This is a genomic window from Stenotrophomonas sp. 93052_Sma (assembly GCF_056481145.1).
Genome location: NZ_CM151134.1, coordinates 2,935,108 through 2,953,737, shown reverse-complemented (window position 1 = coordinate 2,953,737; position 18,630 = coordinate 2,935,108). Strand labels below are relative to the sequence as shown.

Here is an 18,630-nt window from a genome sequence, read left to right as displayed (position 1 = left end):
TTTGGAGGAATACATCACATGGCAATCGTTCTTTATGTCGGTGGTAGCAAGGATGGCGAGAAGGGCGTGGTGCCCTACGGCTTCAGCAAATCCCGCGCCGACACCGCGCTGGGGCCGGAGTTCTACACGGAGCGGTTCATGGAACTGCAGGGTGTCGGCAAGGTCCGCCTGATGGCCCTGGAAGGCATGCGTGACGAGATCGTCATGCAGCGCGCCGCCCGCCACTACCGCTGACCTCCGCAACACGCGGCAGGGCGCGCCCACCATCGCGCGCCCGCGCCGGCATCCCAGCCCAGGGCCAGTCCGAGCCCTCTTTTCGCCAGGATGCCGGCGTCCACTCCGGCCCCGCCGCTGAACCTCGCCCCCTGTCAATGCCTTGTCCGGCTCCGTCGTGGATTGCCAGAATGGGGTCTTCCCGTAACGCGGCACAGACCTGAAGCAATGCACGACGCCAAGAACGCCCAGAGCGCGCTCGCCCAGCAGATCGCCCAGACCATCGCCGACGAGATCGGTGCCCAGTCCGCCCAGGTACGTGCCGCCGTCGGCCTGCTCGACGAGGGCGCCAGCGTTCCGTTCATCGCGCGCTACCGCAAGGAAGTGACCGGGGGCCTGGACGACACCCAGCTGCGCAACCTGGAAGTGCGCCTGACTTACCTGCGCGAACTGGAAGACCGTCGCGCGGCGGTGCTGGCCAGCATCGGTGAGCAGGGCAAGCTCAGCGACGAACTGCGCAACGACATCCTGGCCGCCGACACCAAGAGCCGGCTGGAAGACCTGTACCTGCCGTACAAGCCCAAGCGCCGTACCCGCGCCCAGATCGCCCGCGAGGCCGGTCTGGAACCGCTGGCTGATGGCCTGCTGGCCGACCCGACGCAGGACCCTCAGGTCTTCGCGGCTTCCTTCGTCGACACCGACAAGGGCGTGGCCGACACCAAGGCTGCGCTGGAAGGTGCACGCGCGATCCTGATGGAGCGCTGGGGCGAAGATGCCGCGCTGGTCGGTGAGCTGCGCACCTGGCTGGGCGAGACCGGCGTGATCCGTGCCCGCGTGGCCGAGGGCAAGGAAACCGAAGGCGCCAAGTACCGTGACTATTTCGAACACGCCGAGGCGCTGGCGAAGATTCCCTCGCACCGCTTGCTGGCGCTGTTCCGTGCGCGCCGCGAGGAGATCCTGTTCCTGGAGCTGGACCCGGGCAACGAGGCCGAGGCCGGCCACCAGTACGCCGAAGGACGCGTGGCGCGCAAGGCCGGCATCGCCGATCAGGGCCGCGCCGCCGACCGCTGGCTGCTGGATGCCTGCCGCCTGACCTGGCGTGCCAAGCTGCACACCCATCTGCTGCTGGACCTGTTCAACCAGGCTCGCGAAAAGGCCGAGGCCGAAGCCATCGCAGTGTTCGGCGACAACCTGAAGGACCTGCTGCTGGCCGCGCCGGCGGGCCCGAAGACCGTACTCGGGCTGGATCCGGGCATCCGCACCGGCTGCAAGATTGCCGTGGTCGATGCCACCGGCAAGCTGGTCGCGACCGACACCATCTACCCGCACGAGCCGCGCCGCCAGTGGGAGCAGTCGCTGCAGACGATCAAGCAGCTGTGCGCCAAGCACAACGTGGAACTGATCGCGATCGGCAACGGCACCGCCAGCCGCGAAACCGACAAGCTGGCCGGCGAAGCGATCAAGGCTGCCGCCAACCCGAAGCTGCAGAAGGTGGTGGTCAGCGAGGCGGGCGCGTCGGTGTACTCGGCGTCCGAGTTCGCGGCCAAGGAATTCCCGGGGCTGGACGTGTCGCTGCGTGGCGCGGTGTCCATCGCGCGCCGCCTGCAGGATCCGCTGGCCGAACTGGTCAAGATCGAACCCAAGGCGATCGGTGTCGGCCAGTACCAGCACGACGTGGACCAGTACCGCCTGGCACGGGCGCTGGATGCGCGGGTCGAGGACTGCGTGAATGCCGTGGGCGTGTACGTGAACACCGCTTCGGCCGCGCTGCTGTCGCGCGTGTCCGGCCTGTCGTCCACGGTGGCCGAGAACATCGTGCGCCATCGTGACGACAATGGCCCGTTCAAGCGTCGCAAGGACCTGCTGAAGGTCGCGCGCCTGGGCGAGAAGACCTTCGAGCAGTGCGCCGGCTTCCTGCGTATCGCCGATGGTGACCAGCCGCTGGACGCCTCGGCGGTGCACCCCGAAGCCTACCCGGTGGTCGAGCGCATCGTGGCCAGCACCGCGCGTCCGATCAAGGCGCTGATCGGCGATGGCAGCTTCCTGCGTAGCCTGAAGGCAGAACAGTTCACCGACGACACCTTCGGCGTGCCGACCGTGCGCGACATCCTGAAGGAACTGGAAAAGCCGGGCCGTGACCCGCGTCCGGAGTTCAAGGCGGCGCGCTTCGCCGAGGGCGTCGAGGACATCAAGGACCTGCGCGAGGGCATGGTGCTGGAAGGTGTGGTCAGCAACGTGGCCGCCTTCGGCGCCTTCGTCGATATCGGCGTGCACCAGGATGGCCTGATCCACATCTCGGCGCTCTCCGATACCTTCGTGAAGGACCCGCGCGACGTCGTCAAGGCCGGCGATATCGTCAAGGTCAAGGTGCTGGAGGTGGACGTGGCGCGCAAGCGCATCGCCCTGACCCGGCGCCTGGACGACACCCCCGGGCAGGCCACCAGCCGCCCGGGCCAGCGTGATGAGTGCGGCCAGGGGCAGGGGCCGCGCCGCGACGCAGGCGGCCAGAACCGCGGGCCAAACCGGGGCCAGGGCAATGGCGGCCGTCCCGCTCAGTCCGCGCCCCCGGCCAACAACGCCCTGGCGGAGGCCTTCGCCCGCGCCAAGCGCAGTTGAGGACCGTGTCCCCCGTCACGCTTGATTCGTGGCGGGGGACTTGTCGATTTTCCCCGTGATTGCGCACACTTGCGCCTGAGGGGGGCGTTTGGCCTCCCCGCTGTCGCTGGGGAGGGCCATGACGCCAGCAGGACCCGTTGTCTTCGTTGAGGGCTGCAGCGTTGTGCTGCGGCTGCTGCCCGCCTGTGCGGGCCGGGGACCGGATTGATGGCGGGCCAGGGAAACAACGGCAACGGGCTGCTCGAGCGGCGCCTGCAGGAACTGGCAGAGGAGCGCCGGCGCCTGGCCATGATCATCGACGGCACCGCTGCCGGTACCTGGGAATGGAACGTGCAGACCGGCGAAATGCGGGTCAATGCGCGCTGGGCGGAGATTGTCGGCTATCGCCTGGAAGAGCTGGAGCCGGTGTGCCAGAAGACGTTCCTGAAGCTGGTCCACCCCGACGACATCGTTCTGTCCGACGCGGCACTCGAGGATCACTTCGAAGGCCGCAGCGACAACTATGTCTGCCTGCTGCGCATGCGCCACAAGAATGGCCAGTGGATATGGATCCACGACCGTGGCCGCGTGTTCGAATGGGACGGGCAGGGACGACCGCTGTGGATGGCCGGTGCGCACGCCGACGTGACCGAGCTGCAGCAGGCGCGGCAGGATGCGGCCGAGAGCCGGCAGCGATTGCAGGCCGTGGTCGACGCGTCCGATGAGGTGGCGGTGATCGCGACCGATACCGAAGGCACCATCACCCTGTTCAATACCGGCGCGGAACGCCTGCTGGGTTACAGCGCGGAAGAAGTGGTCGGCCAGCGGCGACTGGGTGATTTCCACGATCCGGACGAGCTGGCGGCCTGGCTGCGTCCGCTGGCGGCTGCGGACGGAAGCCTGCCGGGCGCGTTTGAAGCACTCAGCGCCCGCGCCGATGAGCAGACCTATTCACGGCAGTGGACACTGCGGCGCAAGGATGGCCAGCCACGCCAGGTGCGCTTGTCGATCAGCCGCATGGATGGTGCCGGCGGCGCGCGGATCGGCTATGTCGGCATGTCCATCGACATCACCGAGATCCTGCAGGCGCGCCGGAAGCACGCCTGTCGGCAGAGAAATTCGCCGGTGCGTTCACGTCGGCGGCGCTGGGCATGGCGCTGGTGTCGCTGGAAGGACGCTGGCTGGACGTCAATGACGCACTGTGCCGGATCCTGGGCTACCCCCGCGAAGAACTGCTGCAGGTTGATTTCCAGCGCCTGACCCACCCCGATGACCTGCAGACCGACCTGGCCCTGGTGCAGGATCTGCTGGCCGGGCGGCGCAGCCACTACCACCTGGAAAAGCGCTATCTCGATCGCGACGGCAAGGTGATCTGGGCGCGGCTGTCGGTGTCGCTGGTGCGCACCGAGCACGGTGAACCGCTGCATTTCGTGTCGCAGATCCAGGACATCAGCGCCCAGCGCAGCAGTGAGCAGCGCCTGTTCGAGAGCGAGCAGCGCAGCCGTATCACGCTTGATGCGGTCGCCGACCTGGTGCTCAGTGTCAGCCTGGATGGCCGTATCGACTACGCCAATGCCGCCGCAGTACGCACCCTGGCGGGTGATGGCGCGCTGTCGCTGGCCGGGCACAAGGTGCAGGACGTGCTGGCACTGACCACCGAATATGCGCCCGGCTCGGTACTGGATGTGTCGGTCCTGCTGGACCCGGAAAGCAATGCGGTGGACCTGCACGCCGATCTTCTGCTGCGCCTGGGCACGGCCACGATCCCGGTCGACCTGACCCGTGCCTGGCTGCGCGATGATGAAGGTCATGTACGCGGTGCAGTGTGGGTACTGCGTGATGACACCCAGCAGCGCGCGCCAGCGCGAAGCGCGCCATCTGGCCGAGATCGATCCGCTCACCGAGCTGAGCAACCGTCGCGGTTTCGAGGTGCATCTGCAGCAGGCGATCACCCGCGTCGAGCGAACTGGCCAGGCCGCGTCGTTGATGTACATCGACCTGGACCGCTTCAAGCCGGTCAACGACACCTGGGGCCATCTGGCCGGCGATGCCGTGCTGTGGGCGGTGGCCAGCGTGCTGCGCCACGGTGTGCGCGATTCGGACGTAGTGGCGCGTCTGGGCGGCGACGAATTCGCAGTGATCCTGTCCGGCTGCACGCCGCGTCGTGCCGCGCGCATCGGCGGTGAACTGCTGCACACCCTGGCATCGCTGTCGATTCCGTGGGACCGGGACCGCCTGCATGTGGGTGCCAGCATCGGTATCGCGCCATTGGCGGGTGGGATGAGCGTGGACCAGGCCGTGGCAGCGGCTGATGCCCAGTGTTACCGGGCCAAGGCAATGGGTCGCAACAACGTACAGGTGCAGGGCGAGGCCAGTGAGCTGCCCGGCGATGATTCCGAAGCCGCCGAGGGCTGATCTCAGCCTGTGAGAGGGCGTGCGCGAATACTGCGCGCACATCCACTCATGCAGGTGATCCCATGAAGGTCTGGAACCCGGTTGCGATGCGGGCCTACGCCCCGGCGATGGTTGGCTGGTGCCTCGCGCTGGCCGCCTGCCTGCGTGCGGAACAGCTGCGCGGCGACCTTCACGCGCAGGCCCTGCTGCCGGTACTGCAGGGCGGCGCGGTCGCCCTGCTGGTGTTCACGCTGTCCTGTATCGGTGCCGCCAGCATCGTGCTGTGGCGGACGGGCAGGAAGGTAGTACCGCCTCATGCTTTTGATGCTCAGGCCCATGCTTCACGGAAAGACGCAGAGATCACCTGAAGGGAAAGAGATGTTACCTGTCGATAGAACGCCTGCAACACCACCCTTTGCATTGATGCCGTTGCAGTTTCCAACACCCAAGCGACGATTCTGAATGAACCGGTTGGAGCGGAATGTTGCCGTGGTACCGCCCGATGTCTCAAACACCGCTCCACCATAGTTCGCACCGCTTACAGCATTGTTTTCTGCAAAAAAGCGCTGTGAACCCTGTACGACGTCAATACCCCATTCACCAGGGCGTTCGATCACCGAGTTCTTGATGGTGCAGTCGACGCAGTTCACCAGATAGATGGCGCTGGCGCCGGAGTCGATGACGCGGGCGCCATCAATCATGACGTTGCTCGAGTTGTAGATGGCCATCTCGCCATCGCCCCCCGGGCCATCCTTGCGTCCGGTCAGCTGCCCATAGAGGATGGTGACGTCGCGGGAATCGGTGATCCACAGATTCGGGTCTGCCACATTGTTGCGCGCTATGCCGTTGGCACGCATGAAGGTGTCCCATATATCCACACCTTTCCCGCCCACGACACCAGTGCTGATCTGGAAGCCGACGATATCGAGGCTCCAGATGATGATGCGGTCCTGATGATAGGCCAGTACACCGAAGTTTCCGCCTGCACCGGTGGACAATGTGAAGTTGTGCAGCATGGTGCCGCTGCCGAGCCCGATTGCCTTCTGTGGGGAGCCATGGGCGGAGATCACGACGTCGGCCATGCTCGCACCCAATCCCTCGATGGTCGTGCCGGAGGGAACTTCCAGTGGTGCAGGCCCAGTGACGTAGGTGCCAGGCCGCAGGCAGATTTTCTTGCCAGGTGCGGCGGTCACTGCGGCAGCAAGGTCACCACCACTGTCGAGAGTGAGATCGCATGCCGAGGCCTGCGCAGCACCGGCCAGGCCTATGGCAAAGAGTACGGCGGAAATGCGTTGTTTCATTATGGGTTCCTTCCGTGGAGTGGTTGAAGTTGCATCCAAGATACCGCAGCCGACCGGCTTGACGTCAACGCAGTACTTCATCCGAACTGACCAGCTGCACGTCATGCATCAGGTTGAGGTAAGCCTCGTAGTAGCCCTTGTGCGAGGCACCGACGATGGTCAGCATGCGGGTGCCTGGATGCTGGCCCAGGATGTCGCGCATGTTGGCGACCATGCGCAGGTTGCGGGTTTCCCAGTAGCCCACGTAGTTGCGGCCGAAGCCTTCCGGCGAGGGCTCGACGAGGGTCGCGCCGAAATCGCTGTTGAAGGCCACCATCGCGGCCTCGGGCGTGTTGTAGGCGCGATACATTGCGAGCAATCCATCCGGTTGAGCAAGATTGGCCTCCAGTCGTTCATCGGCCGCCCTGCGCGCTTTGACGAAGGAATTGTCCCAGGCACCGCGTATGGCGGCAGCGTAGGCCTTCTGCTGCGATTCCGGTGTTGGCGAATCTGCAGTGTGGTCGTCGACCGACCACAGGCGCTCCAGCCCCAGGCGTGCCGCAAGTACGCCGGCCACCAGTCCGGCCTCGTTGCGGCGGGCCATACGCGTGTCGAGGAACTGCACCAGTTCCGGTGTCAGGCTGTCCGAAGCACGTCGCTCTTCCCTGGGCAGCCGCAGCCATTGGACGACTGCCGAGCTGCTTTCGCCCGCGGCTAGGAACACGGCGGCCAATCGGCGCCGCTGGGCAGCGGTCGGCGCCTTCGGCCAATCCGCAAGCAGGCGTTCCATCTCCACGTTGGCGCTGGGCACGTCCAGGCCGGTGGCGGCCTGCGCCGGTGCCGGATCGATGCAGTAGTCCGCTACGCTCTCCGCGTATCGGGCCGGATTGCGGCGCATGAAGTCACACTGCAGGCCGGACAGGTTCTCCACCGCGATCGCGGTGGGCCGCCAGGCTTCCAGGCGCTGCAGAAGAGGTTCCAGCATCGCCGGCGTGAAGGTCTCCGGCAGGCTGGACAGGTGCGGGCTGCCCAGCACCAGCACTTCGTTCGGGCGTCCTGCGGGTGGTCCCTTCAGCTGGTCGGGGTGGAAGGCGGGTCGATAGGCGGCGTCGTTGGCCAGCGCGCTGCTGCTGCACAGGGCCAGGAAGAGAAGGCTGGCAAAGCGAGGGAACATGCGATCTCCATGTCGATAAGCATCCTGCGGGACCTTCATGCTGGTCATTTTCTCCTGCTGGGGAATCCCGCATTGGTCATGTAAACCTTTCTGCCTTGAGCTGCATCCTTCTGCTGAGCGATGCTGTACGCAATGCCCAGGCGATGCAGAAGATGACATTGGACGACTGGACCATCGACAGTCCGCGGCTGCACCTCCGGCCATTCACGCCCGGTGATGCCGACGAGGCATTTGTGGCAATCACACCCGGGCTGACCCGCTATATGGCGTTCGAGCCGCCACCCTCGAAGGAGGCGTTTGCTGGCGTCTGGCGGGCGTGGCTGCTTACCATCGCCGACGGGACCGACATCACGTTGGTGATCCGCAGGCGCGGGGATGGGGTATTCCTTGGCCTGGCAGGCCTGCATCGAGCCCGTGAAGCAGAACCCGAACTGGGCATCTGGATCGCAGAAGTGATGCATGGGCACGGCTATGGCCGCGAGGCAGTGGCGGCGGTGTGGTCGGCGGCCTCCGGGCGCCTGCGCTGTGCTGCGTTCCGCTACCCGGTGGCGGAACGGAACCGGTCCAGCCGTGCACTGGCTGAGTCCCTTGGTGGGCAGGCTGTGGCACGTGAGCAGGGCGTGAAGTACGCGGCAATCGTCTACCGCATTCCGGCTGCAATGCACAGAGTTGCGACGGACGTCGCGGAATCCCGCTAAAGCGGCCGACGGCGTCGCCGATACTCCCTCTGGATCCCGCTCCAGTCACCCGCCGCAGGACCCCAGGCTGCCCCCGACGGGTGGTCCGCGCAGTGTGTTCCGCCGTTTCCAGATGCCGATCGCACCCGCAGCAGACGTTCTTGGCAGTCGCTCGAGAGGTGCCCGTTGGCACCTGTAGTCCCTGGCAACTGATGTTGCCGCCGGGCATCCCGCCCGTCGGGTCACAACCGCTTACCGGACACCGAGGATCAGACAATGCTCATTCCAGGCTTCACGGCAGGCGCGCAGGCGCCGGCCGAGCTGCATACCCGTTGGTCGCCCTGGCGTGCGCTGCTTGGCGTGCTGGCGCCGCAGCAACGCACCAGCACAGAGGCGGCGATGACCGACCGCACCGAGCTGGAAGCGCAGGTGGCCGCGCTGCATCGCGTGCAGGCCGTCATCGAGTTCGCTCTCGACGGCACCATCCTGCGGGCCAATGACAATTTCCTGCAGGCGATGGGTTACCGGCTGGAGGAGATCCAGGGCAAGCATCACTCCCTGTTCGTCGACCCCGAGCAGGCGCGCAGCGCGGAATACCGCGACTTCTGGGTGCGCCTGGGACGTGGCGAATATGACGCCGGACAGTATCGGCGCTTCGGCAAGGGCCAGCGTGAGATCTGGATCCAGGCCTCGTACAACCCGGTGCTGGACCGCCAGGGGCGGCCGTACAAGGTGGTCAAGTTCGCGACCGACATCACCGCGCAGAAGCTGCAGGCGGCCGACTCGGCGGGGCAACTGGCCGCGATCGCCAAATCGCAGGCGGTGATCGAGTTCAGCATGGATGGCCGCATCCTGTCGGCCAATGACAATTTCCTGGCCGCTACCGGCTACAGCCTGGACGAAGTGCGCGGGCAGCACCATTCGTTGTTTGTCGAGCCTGAGCATCGCAGCAGCGTCGAGTATCGCCAGTTCTGGGAGAAGCTCGGGCGCGGCGAATATGACGCCGGCCAGTATCGGCGCCTGGGCAAGGGCGGGCGCGAGGTCTGGATCCAGGCATCCTACAACCCGATCCTGGACCTCAATGGCAAGCCGTTCAAGGTCGTCAAGTACGCCACCGACATCACCGCGCAGGTGCACGAGAACCAGGCCATGCAGCGCGCCGTGGCGCAGACCCGCGAGGTGGTGGCTGCCGCCAAGCAGGGCGATCTGACCCAGCGCGTGGCCACCGCCGACAAGAACGGGTCGATCGCCGAACTGTGCGAAGGCGTGAATTCGCTGGTCGAGGCGATGGCCGCGATCATCGGCCAGATCAAGTTCGCCGCGGACACCATCGCAGTCGGCGCGACCGAAATCGCACAGGGCAACAGTGACCTCTCGCAGCGTACCGAGCAGCAGGCGGCCTCGCTGGAGGAAACCGCTGTGTCGATGAAAGGCCTGGCCGAGACCGTGCAGCGCACGGCCACCAACGCGCGCCAGGCCAGCCAGCTGGCCGGTGGAGCGGCCGACGTCGCCGCTCGAGGCGGCACTGTGGTGCATGAAGTGGTCGAGACGATGGCGGTGATCAATGCCTCGTCGCGGCGCATCGTCGACATCATCGGAGTGATCGACGGCATCGCCTTCCAGACCAACATTCTCGCGCTGAACGCAGCGGTGGAGGCTGCGCGTGCCGGTGAACATGGCCGCGGCTTTGCCGTGGTCGCCACTGAGATCCGCGAGCTGTCGCAGCGTTCGGCCAGCGCAGCCAAGGAGATCAAGCACCTGATCGATGAGTCGGTTGCCAATGTGGGCGCCGGCACGGCGCAGGTTGAGAGCGCGGGCCGTACCATGGATGAAATCGTGACCAACGTGCGCCGGGTCAGTGACCTGATGACTGAAATCAGCACGGCCTCGCAGCAGCAGAGCGACGATATCCAGCAGATGAATCATGCGGTCGACCTGATCGATCAGGGCACCCAGCAGAACGCGGCCCTGGTCGAGGAGGCGTCGGCGGCGGCGCGCAGCATGGAAGAGCAGTCGGCGCAGCTGCTGCAGACCGTGGCCAGTTTCCGCGTGCAGGGCGGGGCCGGGCACCGGCACGGAACAGCGGGGCTGCACGCGGTCTAGGCGCGGCGACCGGACGGGTCTTCCTTGCTATCGGTGTCGCCGCGTACGCAGTTGCGACCGGCATGTTTGGCGCGATACAGGGCCTGGTCGGCGCGTTCGACCAGGTCGCGCGGATCGCGGTCTTCGCCGGGTGCCTGCCAGGCCACGCCGATGCTGATGGTGACGGTGGCCTCGGGGGCGGGCAGGGCTGCGGCTTCGACCGAAGCGCGCAGCCGTTCGCCCAGGCCCAGGGCGTGGGCGGCATCGGGCGAGGGCAGGGCGGCGATGAACTCTTCGCCGCCATAGCGCGCCAGCAGATCGTCACCCCGTTGCAGGCAGCCATCAAGAATGGCGGCGACCGACTGCAGGCGACGATCGCCCTCCGGATGGCCATAGGTGTCATTGAGCCGTTTGAAGTGGTCGATGTCGATCATCAGTACCGCCAGCCCGAGTCCCTGGCGGCGTGCGCGGCCACGGGCATTGCCAAGAGATTCGTCGAAGCTGCGGCGGTTGCCCAGCCCAGTCAGCGGATCGCGCCGCGCCAGCGTTTCCAGCTCATCGCGCTGGCGCTGGATCTCCACCTGGCTCAGCACGCTGCGCAGGGCATAACTGAGCATGGCACCAATGAAGCCCACCGTGGCCAGGGTGGGCTGCAGGCGCGCGACCAGCAGCGCCACCATCATCAGCAGCAAGGGCAGCATCAACGGCACGCCGGCGTCGACGATGCGGCGCAGGCTGCGCGATACCTCCACCGCCGGATAGCGGCGCTTGCTGGCGGCCATGACGGCCAGCATCACGAACAGTCCGCTGATCAGCAGGTCCCCCCAGTTGCCGTCAGGCAGCTGCGGCTGGTAGGTGTTGATGTAGAACGCCAGCAGGAAGTAGCCCAGCGCGTAGATCGCAAGTGTCCGGAAAAAATCGCGGCGGTCGGGATTGTCCTCGGCCAGGAAGCGGATCAGCGCGAAGCAGAACACCAGGCTGTTCTGTAGGTTGCTCATGGCGTTCAGGCACTGCGTCCACAATGCGGCGTTGAAATGCGCCATCGCCCGCGTGTGCCCGAAGTACAGCAGCCACAGCAGTGCGATGATCAGCAGGTCCACCGCGCGGATGCAGCGGTTGCCGCCGCCCGGGCTGGCGGCCACGTAGGTCAGGGGGATGCGGTAGAACACGTACAGGATCAGCGAAGACACGGTCATCTGCGCAGGATCGAGGCCGGCCACATTGCGGTACAGCAGGGCGAGCAGGGCCAGCGAGAACAGGCCCACGGCAGTGCCCAGCGTCCGCCATTTGCAGGCCGCCTGGCGGCTGTCACGTGCACGCCGCACGCAGGCCAGTGCAGCCAGCAACGGGGCGGTGATCAGCATCAGGTAGGAGCCGACCGGGTCCTGCGGGCCAACAAAGGCAATGACGAGCGCGTGCGTGACCAGAAAAAACAGTGCCGCACGCAACGTCATGCATTCCCCCGCCCCCAGCTCCGGCTGGGATCACGATAGGCAGAAGCACGTGTGGCTTGCAAGAAAAGTGTGCGCTGCGTCTATTTCGAAGCTTGCCGGAAGTCGCAGTTGTGTTTCAGCATGGTGACGCGGAGCCTTCGACGCGGGCGTACATCCAGAAGTCACGGGGCTGTCCTCGAACCCGCCGGTAAGCGCGCAGCAGGCCTTCGCGCTGCATGCCGAGGCGTTCCAGCACGGCGATCGAGCGGGCGTTGCTGTCCAGGACAGTCGCCTGGATTCGGACCAGGGCGAGTGCGGCATGGCCCCATTCGAGCACCGCGCGTGCTGCGTGCGTGGCCAGTCCCTGACCCTGCCAGCGCGGATCGAGATCATAGGCAAGTTCGCCGCGGCCATGCGACAGGTCGATTCCGTTCAGGCCAACGGTGCCGATCAGCTGGCTGTCGGCGCCCACCAGCGCCCAGCGCTGGTCCGTTGCCGTGGGCAGGTAACCGGCGATCTGGCAGCGCAGTGCTCTTTCGGAAACGTCGCCCCAGCTGGTGTGCTCGGTCACGCCCGGCAGCGAGAGATAACGGGCCCAGGCGGCAGCATCATCCACGTGCAGTGGACGCAGACGTGCGGGCAGGGTGGCGGGGAGCGTGGGCAGGGCGGGCGTTGGCATCGTCGCCGGTGTCGGCGCTCCGGTCCTGAAAATGCAAAAGGCCAGGTCGGGGACCTGGCCTTTGATGCAGTGGTGCCGGTGAAAGGACTCGAACCTTCATGGGGTCACCCCCGGCTGATTTTGAGTCAGCTGCGTATACCATTCCGCCACACCGGCAGGCAGCGTGCGAGTGTAACCGAGGTCGGCACGGCTTTCATAGTGGGGAGGCCGATCGGGGCGCGTCCTGTCGGCTTCGGCCCTGTCATGGCTATACTGCGGCGGCTTGAATGCCTCCAGGAGCGGTAGCCGATGACAGTGTTGCAGGACCTGAGGGTGCTGGTGGTCGAGAACGACGAGATGAGTGCCGCACTGCTGCAGATGCAGCTGGTGCATGCCGGTGCGACGGTGGTGGGGCTGGCCGCGAGCGTGGCTGAAGCGCTGCGCCTGCTGCAGGCGTCGACCCCGGACGTGGCCCTGCTCGATTACCGCCTGGCCCGCAATGAGACCAGCGAGCCGGTGGCTGCGGCACTGTCGGCGCGCGGAGTGCCGTTCGTGCTGGCCACCGGGATGCAGGCCGAGCAGCTGCCCGAGCCGATGCTGGCCGGCGTGCTGCTGGTCAAGCCCTATCTCTCGGCAGATCTGAGCCAGGCGCTGGTACGCGCAGTGGGCCGCGCCAGCGCCAGCGCCAGCGCCTGATTGGCGCGTGCTGAAGCGGTGGGCGTATCCTGCCCGGGCCTGAATGCTCAGGCCTGCAAGGAGAGTGGCATGAAGAAGTGGATCAAGCGCATGGTTGCTGCGGGTGTCCTTTCGATGGCGGTCTTCGGTGGTACGGCCTCTGCCGCGTGGTGTGGCCAGCCCTGTTTCCAGCTCTACAAGAGCTGCATCGCGCGGGGTGGAGAGGTCGAACAATGCCTGCAGGAACAGGCCTTCTGCGAAGAGGCGATGTGCGGCGGCAATCCCTGATCCATGAACCCCGCCCAGGCGGGGTTTTTCATCTGTGCGCGGTGTTCAGCCCGCTTCTTCGTATACGTAGCGGATCTCCTCGTGGTCGTCGAGGATGCGGTACTGCCGCGCCAGGTCATCCGGATCGGGATTGAGCCAGGCATCGAGGTGTTCCTTGCGGATGGGAACGACGCCGCGGTCATGGCCCGCAGCGGCGACGTCGTGCGGAGGCGTGTCGGTGATCGTGGCAAATGACAGGAGGCGACCTTCCGGTCCTTCCCATTCCGCCCACAGGCAGGCCAGCAGCAGGTCGCGCGGGGGATCGGGCCGGAACTCCAGCACCACGTCCTGATCCTTCTCATCGGCACCCAGCGTACGGCCGGCGATGGCATGGCGTGGCACGTGCTCATAGAACGCCTGCACCACCACCACGCCGTGGCGCAGCCCGAATGCACCGCGCCAATAGCCTTCCAGGCTGTCGCGCCGCGCGTTGTAGGTGCCGGGATAGAGGATGTCGTTGCGCACCGGCTTGTCCGGCAGCCGGCACTGGTAGCGCATCGGCTTGATCACGCGTTTGCCGCCCTCGCTGATCATCACCGGTGCGTAGGTACCGGGGAAAATGCGGTTGTCGCGCGGCAGCAACTGCACCCGGTGCAGGTCTTCCAGCCGAGCCTGCGCACGATCGATGCGGTTGCCGGCCACGCGCAGGTCGTTGCGTGCCTTCTGGGTGGGGCGGGTCGCCAGCGTGGCATTGGCAATATCGCGTCGCTCGCGCTGGCGGGCCAGCTCCGCTTCCAGATCCTGGCGTTCCTGCGCATGCCACTGCTGGATTTTCGCGACGATGTCGCGGCCCTGCTCGGTGCGCGCGCCGGCGAAGCCGTCATCCATCGCCTTGGGAGTTCTGGGGCGCTTCTTGCCAGGATCGTGCGCGTACAGCTCCGCGAATTCTTCCAGCGACAGGATGGCGCCGAACTCGCGCACCAGCTTGGCGTAGTCGGCGCGGATGAGGGCGGAATAGCACATGGGAACTCTGCGGGCGTGCGTCGCAGCAGCTGCGACATGGATGAGGCAGGATAGCCCGACCTACAGGGAGATAGCGCATGAATGATTCCGTCGCCTGCCAGTTCCGCGACGCCGTGCCCACGGTCGAAGACTATTGTCAGCTGCGTGTGCTGGCGGGCCTCAGTGCCAAGAGCCAGGAGGCGGCGGCACGCGCGCTGCCCAATACCCTGTATGGCGTGTGTGCCTACCAGGGTAACGAGCTGGTGGCGATGGGGCGCATCGTCGGCGATGGGGGCTGCCACCTGCAGGTCTGCGATATCGCTGTGTTGCCGCGCCTGCAGGGGCAGGGCCTGGGCAAGGAAGTGATGCGTCGCCTGGAGGGCTGGATGCAGGCGAACCTGCCGCCGTCGGCATACGTCAGCCTTCTGGCAGATGGTGAAGCGCACCGGTTGTACGCGCAGTTTGGTTTCGCACCCACCGCACCTGCATCGATCGGGATGTATCGCCGGTTCTGAGGTGTGGCCGAGTTGAAGCCATCCACGCATGGCGTGGATCTACTGGGCCAACCGCCGCCGGATCCATCCCGGCCCTGCAGTAGATCCGCGCCATGCGTGGACAGGGCCTTCCCAGGAATCACAGGCAAAGAAAAACCCCGGCCGAAGCCGGGGTTTTAAAGAATTGGCGTCCCCACGGGGATTCGAACCCCGGTCGCCACCGTGAAAGGGTGATGTCCTAGGCCTCTAGACGATGGGGACGCACGAAAACTTCAAGTTGTAGATCCTTCGACGGCCTAATGTCGAAGTGGTGGAGCCAAGCGGGATCGAACCGCTGACCTCCTGCATGCCATGCAGGCGCTCTCCCAGCTGAGCTATGGCCCCAATGAAACTCCGGATGATCTGCCGGGAGCAGAGTCCGTTTTGAAACTGGCGTCCCCACGGGGATTCGAACCCCGGTCGCCACCGTGAAAGGGTGATGTCCTAGGCCTCTAGACGATGGGGACGCACGAAAAACTTCAAGTTGTAGAACCTTCGACGGCCTAATGTCGAAAGTGGTGGAGCCAAGCGGGATCGAACCGCTGACCTCCTGCATGCCATGCAGGCGCTCTCCCAGCTGAGCTATGGCCCCGTGTTACCGAGCCGCCTATCATACCTGCGTGTTCACGTTTGTGGAAGCTTTTTTTGAGCTTTTTTCGCTCCGGTTCAACCGCGACCACGAGGGCAGGAGAACCGCAACGCCACAACCTGAATGCCGGTAGGCGGTGAACAAAAAAGACCCGGTTATCGGCCGGGTCCTCGTTGTTCGTGATGAGTGGCGTCCCCACGGGGATTCGAACCCCGGTCGCCACCGTGAAAGGGTGATGTCCTAGGCCTCTAGACGATGGGGACGCAATTCTCATCAATGTTCTTTAGCGACCTTTCGACGGCCTAATGCCGAAAGATTGGTGGAGCCAAGCGGGATCGAACCGCTGACCTCCTGCATGCCATGCAGGCGCTCTCCCAGCTGAGCTATGGCCCCACGTCGCTGAGGAGCGAAATAATAGCCTTGCCCCAGGGGGTTGGCAAGCATTTGTTGCACTTTTCTTCACATGCGTTGCGAAGCCGATGTCAGTCGCCTTTCGCCTGTGCAGCGTCGTCGGTCAGTGCCGCCAGGATCGGGCACTGGTCCAGCGCGCCGTGACCTCGGCAGGCGTCGACCAGCAGCGAAAGTGCAGTGTGCATGCGTTGCAGCTCCGCCATCCGCTGTGCGATGTCCTGCAGGCGGGCCTGCGCGGTGTCACGCACGCTGCCCATGTCCTGCTGGTGGTGATCACTGAGCGCGAGCAGTTCTCCGATTTCCTCCAGGCTGAAGCCCAGTGCCTTGGCGCGGCGGATGAAGCGCAGCCGGCGCAGATCCGGCTCGCCGAAGATGCGGTAACCCCCCGCCGAGCGCGCCGCCGTCGGCAGCAGCTGTTGCCGTTCGTAATAGCGGACCGTATCGATCGGCACGCCCGCCTGACGGGCCAGTTGTCCAATGTTCATGGCGGATTCCTGCAGGGGCTGCCGACCATTGTGAAGCCTGGAGTCTGGTCGAGAGTCAAGGCTTGGCCCGGGTGCGCGCATTCAGCGCACTTTGCAACTTTCTTCATAGCCCCGCCGATGGACCAGTTCCTACCCTTCGCCTGAACCGGCCGTTCGATGGCCTGCAACGAACCGAGGAGGTGGTCTGTGGAAGGATTCAGGAACGAAGGATTCGTCGAGATCGCGGTGGTTGAATACCCGGGAGGTGATCCGTCTGCCGCCTCCGTACTGGCCGAAATGGCGCACGTTGCCAATCGCCTTGCCCAGCAGCAGCGTCGGCCGTTCAAGCGGGTGCTGGTCACCCGCTGGATCGTGCCGGCCAGCCAGACAGGGGTGCATCGTATTGCGGGTGCGGAAATGCTCGATGCGGCCATCCCGGCTGTGATCGCGGTTCCCGGCCAGATCAGTGCCGGCGCGTGCCTGCGCGCGGACGAGGTCCTGCTGGACTGGCTGCGTGCGCACTATGACGGCGGCAGCCTGCTGGCCGCCGCCAGTGATGGCGTCAGCGTGCTGGCACGCGCCGGGTTGCTGGCCGGGCGTACGGTCAGTGGCCCCGATCTCGGACGCCATCCAGGCCTGCAGGCGCAGGCCGCGAGCTGGGTGCCGAGCGAGCGGGCGCTGGTGGATGACGGTGACCTGCTGACGGTCGGCGGGGCCCAGGCCTGGCGCTTCCTTGGCCTGCGACTGTTGTACCGGCTGCACGGGCAGGGCGTGGCCAGTGCGGTCGCACAGCAACTGGGCATCACCGTGCCCGCCACGATCCAGCAGGACCTGGAGCGCTTCAGCGCCAACTTCGCACATGGCGATCGTGATGTGCTGAAGGCACAGCGCTGGCTGCACACCACGGCGGCACGCGGCGCCACCCTTGCCGCGATCTGCGAGGTCTCCGGGCTGGAGCCGCGCACACTGCAGCGGCGGTTCCTCAAGGCCACCGGCCTGCGGCCGATCGAATACTGCCAACGGCTGCGCATCGCCAAGGCGCAGACCCTGCTGCAGCAGGGGGCGGGTATCGATGAGGTGGCGTGGGGTGTCGGCTATGCTGATCAGAGTGCTTTCCGCCGGTTGTTCCTGCGCATCGTTGGCATGACGCCGGCCAACTATCGGCGTCACGTCAGCAGCAAGCGTCGCGAGCGGCCCTTGATGCCGTCGGTGGCAGGCAGCCTGCGCGGGCTGCAATCGCCGTCGGTGATGCAACTGGGGCGCAGCGCGGCCTGATGTCGGCGGCATCGTCGCGCTTGCAACCGGAGCGCGACACTTCGACCATGCAGTCAGTGGACGATTGAACAGGTGGTCTGATGTCGAGCGTTGGGCCGGTGCCGATGCCGGTGGTGTTGATTCTCGTGTGCGTAGTGATTGCCATGGCCGTGGCGCGTCTGTGGCCACGCAGGAAGGACGGCATGCCGCTGCCTTCTGCACCCAGCATGGTTCTGGACATGCTGCTGGTGGGCCTGCTGTGTGGTCGCATCAGCTTCGTGGCCTTGAACTTCGCCCTGTATCGCGAGGCGCCGTGGAGCATTCTGCAGATTGCCGATGGTGGCTACCACCTGGTGGTTGTCCTGGTTGCGGGATCGGCATGGGGGCTGTGGCGGGTGCGCCCATGGCGGGCGTTGCGCGCCCCGGTGCTGGGCGCGGCGTTGGCGGGTGTGCTGCTATGGGCGGGCGGTAGTCAGCTGCTGTCCGCATGGCAGGAGCGGCAGATGCCCTTGCCGGTACTGCAGGTTGCTGATCTGCAGGGGGGCAGGGTTGATCTGCAGCAGTTCCGGGGAAAACCGCTTGTGCTGAATCTCTGGGCGACCTGGTGCGGGCCCTGCCGGCGCGAGATGCCGGTCCTGGCTGCGGCGCAGCAGGCGCATGCGGACGTGCAGTTCGTGTTCCTCAATCAGGGTGAAACCCTTGAGGAGGTCCAGGGTTTCGTTGCGCGCGAACGGCTCCTGCTGCACAACGTATTGCTGGACGATGACGCTGCGGCATCCACGGTGCTGGGCGTGCAGGCCTATCCCTCGACCCTGTTCTTCGACGCCGAAGGGCGCCTGCGTGAACTGCACCTGGGCGAACTGACGGCAGCCGGTCTTGAACACAAACTGCGCCGGCTGCGGTAGCCTGCGCGGGCATCTCACTACGGA

At 65.7% G+C, this 18,630-nt stretch carries 16 protein-coding genes, 7 tRNA genes and 1 pseudogene; 11 read left to right on the top strand and 13 right to left on the bottom strand.

The window, feature by feature from the left end; translation table 11 throughout:
* Positions 1-18: 18 nt before the first annotated feature.
* The 4 genes and pseudogenes from ACZK2V_RS13795 to ACZK2V_RS13780 all read left to right on the top strand — a co-directional run bounded on the left by ACZK2V_RS13795 (position 19) and on the right by ACZK2V_RS13780 (position 5,570).
* Positions 19-234, top strand: coding sequence for a hypothetical protein (locus ACZK2V_RS13795; RefSeq protein WP_005410085.1), 216 nt, complete (start codon positions 19-21; stop codon positions 232-234).
* 207 nt (positions 235-441) lie between these two features.
* Entirely contained in the window at positions 442-2,829 is a 2,388-nt protein-coding gene (locus ACZK2V_RS13790; RefSeq protein WP_486322499.1) for a Tex family protein, read from the top strand.
* A gap of 207 nt (positions 2,830-3,036) precedes the next feature.
* A pseudogene (locus ACZK2V_RS13785) lies at positions 3,037-5,223 on the top strand (PAS domain S-box protein).
* A 62-nt stretch (positions 5,224-5,285) separates the two neighbouring features.
* The gene (locus tag ACZK2V_RS13780) at positions 5,286-5,570 is read left to right on the top strand and encodes a hypothetical protein (protein ID WP_229301042.1); all 285 of its coding nucleotides are present in this window, start codon (positions 5,286-5,288) and stop codon (positions 5,568-5,570) included.
* Here the strand turns inward: ACZK2V_RS13780 and ACZK2V_RS13775 are convergent.
* Both ACZK2V_RS13775 and ACZK2V_RS13770 read right to left on the bottom strand, forming a co-directional pair.
* Positions 5,544-6,503: a right-handed parallel beta-helix repeat-containing protein gene (locus ACZK2V_RS13775; protein WP_195763301.1), complete on the bottom strand. Its 960-nt coding sequence runs from the start codon at positions 6,501-6,503 to the stop codon at positions 5,544-5,546. The genes ACZK2V_RS13780 and ACZK2V_RS13775 overlap by 27 nt on opposite strands.
* Positions 6,504-6,567: 64 nt before the next feature.
* On the bottom strand, positions 6,568-7,656 hold the full coding sequence (locus ACZK2V_RS13770; RefSeq protein ID WP_486322498.1) for a DUF5694 domain-containing protein: 1,089 nt from the start codon (positions 7,654-7,656) through the stop codon (positions 6,568-6,570).
* 95 nt (positions 7,657-7,751) lie between these two features.
* On the opposite strand from ACZK2V_RS13770, the gene ACZK2V_RS13765 reads away from it, so the two are divergent.
* Positions 7,752-8,354 carry a GNAT family N-acetyltransferase gene (locus ACZK2V_RS13765; RefSeq protein ID WP_486322497.1) on the top strand — a complete coding sequence of 201 codons (603 nt, stop codon included), beginning with the start codon at positions 7,752-7,754 and terminating at the stop codon, positions 8,352-8,354.
* A 255-nt stretch (positions 8,355-8,609) separates the two neighbouring features.
* The gene (locus ACZK2V_RS13760) at positions 8,610-10,436 is read left to right on the top strand and encodes a methyl-accepting chemotaxis protein (RefSeq protein WP_049461921.1); all 1,827 of its coding nucleotides are present in this window, start codon (positions 8,610-8,612) and stop codon (positions 10,434-10,436) included.
* On the opposite strand, the gene ACZK2V_RS13755 is transcribed toward ACZK2V_RS13760, so the two are convergent.
* The 3 genes from ACZK2V_RS13755 to ACZK2V_RS13745 form a co-directional block, all read right to left on the bottom strand.
* Positions 10,433-11,869 carry a GGDEF domain-containing protein gene (locus ACZK2V_RS13755; RefSeq protein WP_486322496.1) on the bottom strand — a complete coding sequence of 479 codons (1,437 nt, stop codon included), beginning with the start codon at positions 11,867-11,869 and terminating at the stop codon, positions 10,433-10,435. The two genes, ACZK2V_RS13760 and ACZK2V_RS13755, sit on opposite strands and share 4 nt — an antisense overlap.
* A gap of 115 nt (positions 11,870-11,984) precedes the next feature.
* Positions 11,985-12,527: a GNAT family N-acetyltransferase gene (locus ACZK2V_RS13750; RefSeq protein WP_478463759.1), complete on the bottom strand. Its 543-nt coding sequence runs from the start codon at positions 12,525-12,527 to the stop codon at positions 11,985-11,987.
* A gap of 70 nt (positions 12,528-12,597) precedes the next feature.
* Positions 12,598-12,683, bottom strand: a tRNA-Leu gene (locus ACZK2V_RS13745).
* Between the two features lie 132 nt (positions 12,684-12,815).
* Here ACZK2V_RS13745 and ACZK2V_RS13740 point away from each other — a divergent pair.
* Together ACZK2V_RS13740 and ACZK2V_RS13735 are read left to right on the top strand one after the other, a co-directional pair.
* The gene (locus ACZK2V_RS13740) at positions 12,816-13,202 is read left to right on the top strand and encodes a response regulator (RefSeq protein WP_329810519.1); all 387 of its coding nucleotides are present in this window, start codon (positions 12,816-12,818) and stop codon (positions 13,200-13,202) included.
* Positions 13,203-13,271: 69 nt separating this feature from the next.
* The gene (locus tag ACZK2V_RS13735; protein ID WP_010484956.1) at positions 13,272-13,469 is read left to right on the top strand and encodes a hypothetical protein; all 198 of its coding nucleotides are present in this window, start codon (positions 13,272-13,274) and stop codon (positions 13,467-13,469) included.
* Positions 13,470-13,514: 45 nt separating this feature from the next.
* Here the strand turns inward: ACZK2V_RS13735 and ACZK2V_RS13730 are convergent, their stop codons facing one another.
* On the bottom strand, positions 13,515-14,471 hold the full coding sequence (locus tag ACZK2V_RS13730) for an SOS response-associated peptidase family protein (protein WP_486322495.1): 957 nt from the start codon (positions 14,469-14,471) through the stop codon (positions 13,515-13,517).
* 77 nt (positions 14,472-14,548) lie between these two features.
* On the opposite strand from ACZK2V_RS13730, the gene ACZK2V_RS13725 reads away from it, so the two are divergent.
* On the top strand, positions 14,549-14,965 hold the full coding sequence (locus ACZK2V_RS13725; RefSeq protein ID WP_010484960.1) for a GNAT family N-acetyltransferase: 417 nt from the start codon (positions 14,549-14,551) through the stop codon (positions 14,963-14,965).
* Positions 14,966-15,129: 164 nt separating this feature from the next.
* Here ACZK2V_RS13725 and ACZK2V_RS13720 read toward each other — a convergent pair.
* The 7 genes from ACZK2V_RS13720 to ACZK2V_RS13690 form a co-directional block, all read right to left on the bottom strand.
* A tRNA-Glu gene (locus ACZK2V_RS13720) sits at positions 15,130-15,205 on the bottom strand.
* A gap of 47 nt (positions 15,206-15,252) precedes the next feature.
* A tRNA-Ala gene (locus tag ACZK2V_RS13715) sits at positions 15,253-15,328 on the bottom strand.
* 46 nt (positions 15,329-15,374) lie between these two features.
* Positions 15,375-15,450 (bottom strand) — tRNA-Glu (locus ACZK2V_RS13710).
* A gap of 49 nt (positions 15,451-15,499) precedes the next feature.
* A tRNA-Ala gene (locus tag ACZK2V_RS13705) sits at positions 15,500-15,575 on the bottom strand.
* A 184-nt stretch (positions 15,576-15,759) separates the two neighbouring features.
* Positions 15,760-15,835: transfer RNA gene (locus ACZK2V_RS13700), tRNA-Glu, on the bottom strand.
* A gap of 54 nt (positions 15,836-15,889) precedes the next feature.
* A tRNA-Ala gene (locus ACZK2V_RS13695) sits at positions 15,890-15,965 on the bottom strand.
* 89 nt (positions 15,966-16,054) lie between these two features.
* Positions 16,055-16,468 carry a heavy metal-responsive transcriptional regulator gene (locus ACZK2V_RS13690; RefSeq protein ID WP_486322494.1) on the bottom strand — a complete coding sequence of 138 codons (414 nt, stop codon included), beginning with the start codon at positions 16,466-16,468 and terminating at the stop codon, positions 16,055-16,057.
* A gap of 186 nt (positions 16,469-16,654) precedes the next feature.
* Here ACZK2V_RS13690 and ACZK2V_RS13685 point away from each other — a divergent pair, with 186 nt between their 5' ends.
* A complete protein-coding gene (locus tag ACZK2V_RS13685; protein WP_032129381.1) occupies positions 16,655-17,722 on the top strand; it encodes a GlxA family transcriptional regulator in 1,068 nt (355 codons plus the stop codon).
* 80 nt (positions 17,723-17,802) lie between these two features.
* Positions 17,803-18,606: a TlpA disulfide reductase family protein gene (locus tag ACZK2V_RS13680; RefSeq protein WP_032129380.1), complete on the top strand. Its 804-nt coding sequence runs from the start codon at positions 17,803-17,805 to the stop codon at positions 18,604-18,606.
* Positions 18,607-18,630 lie beyond the last annotated feature (24 nt).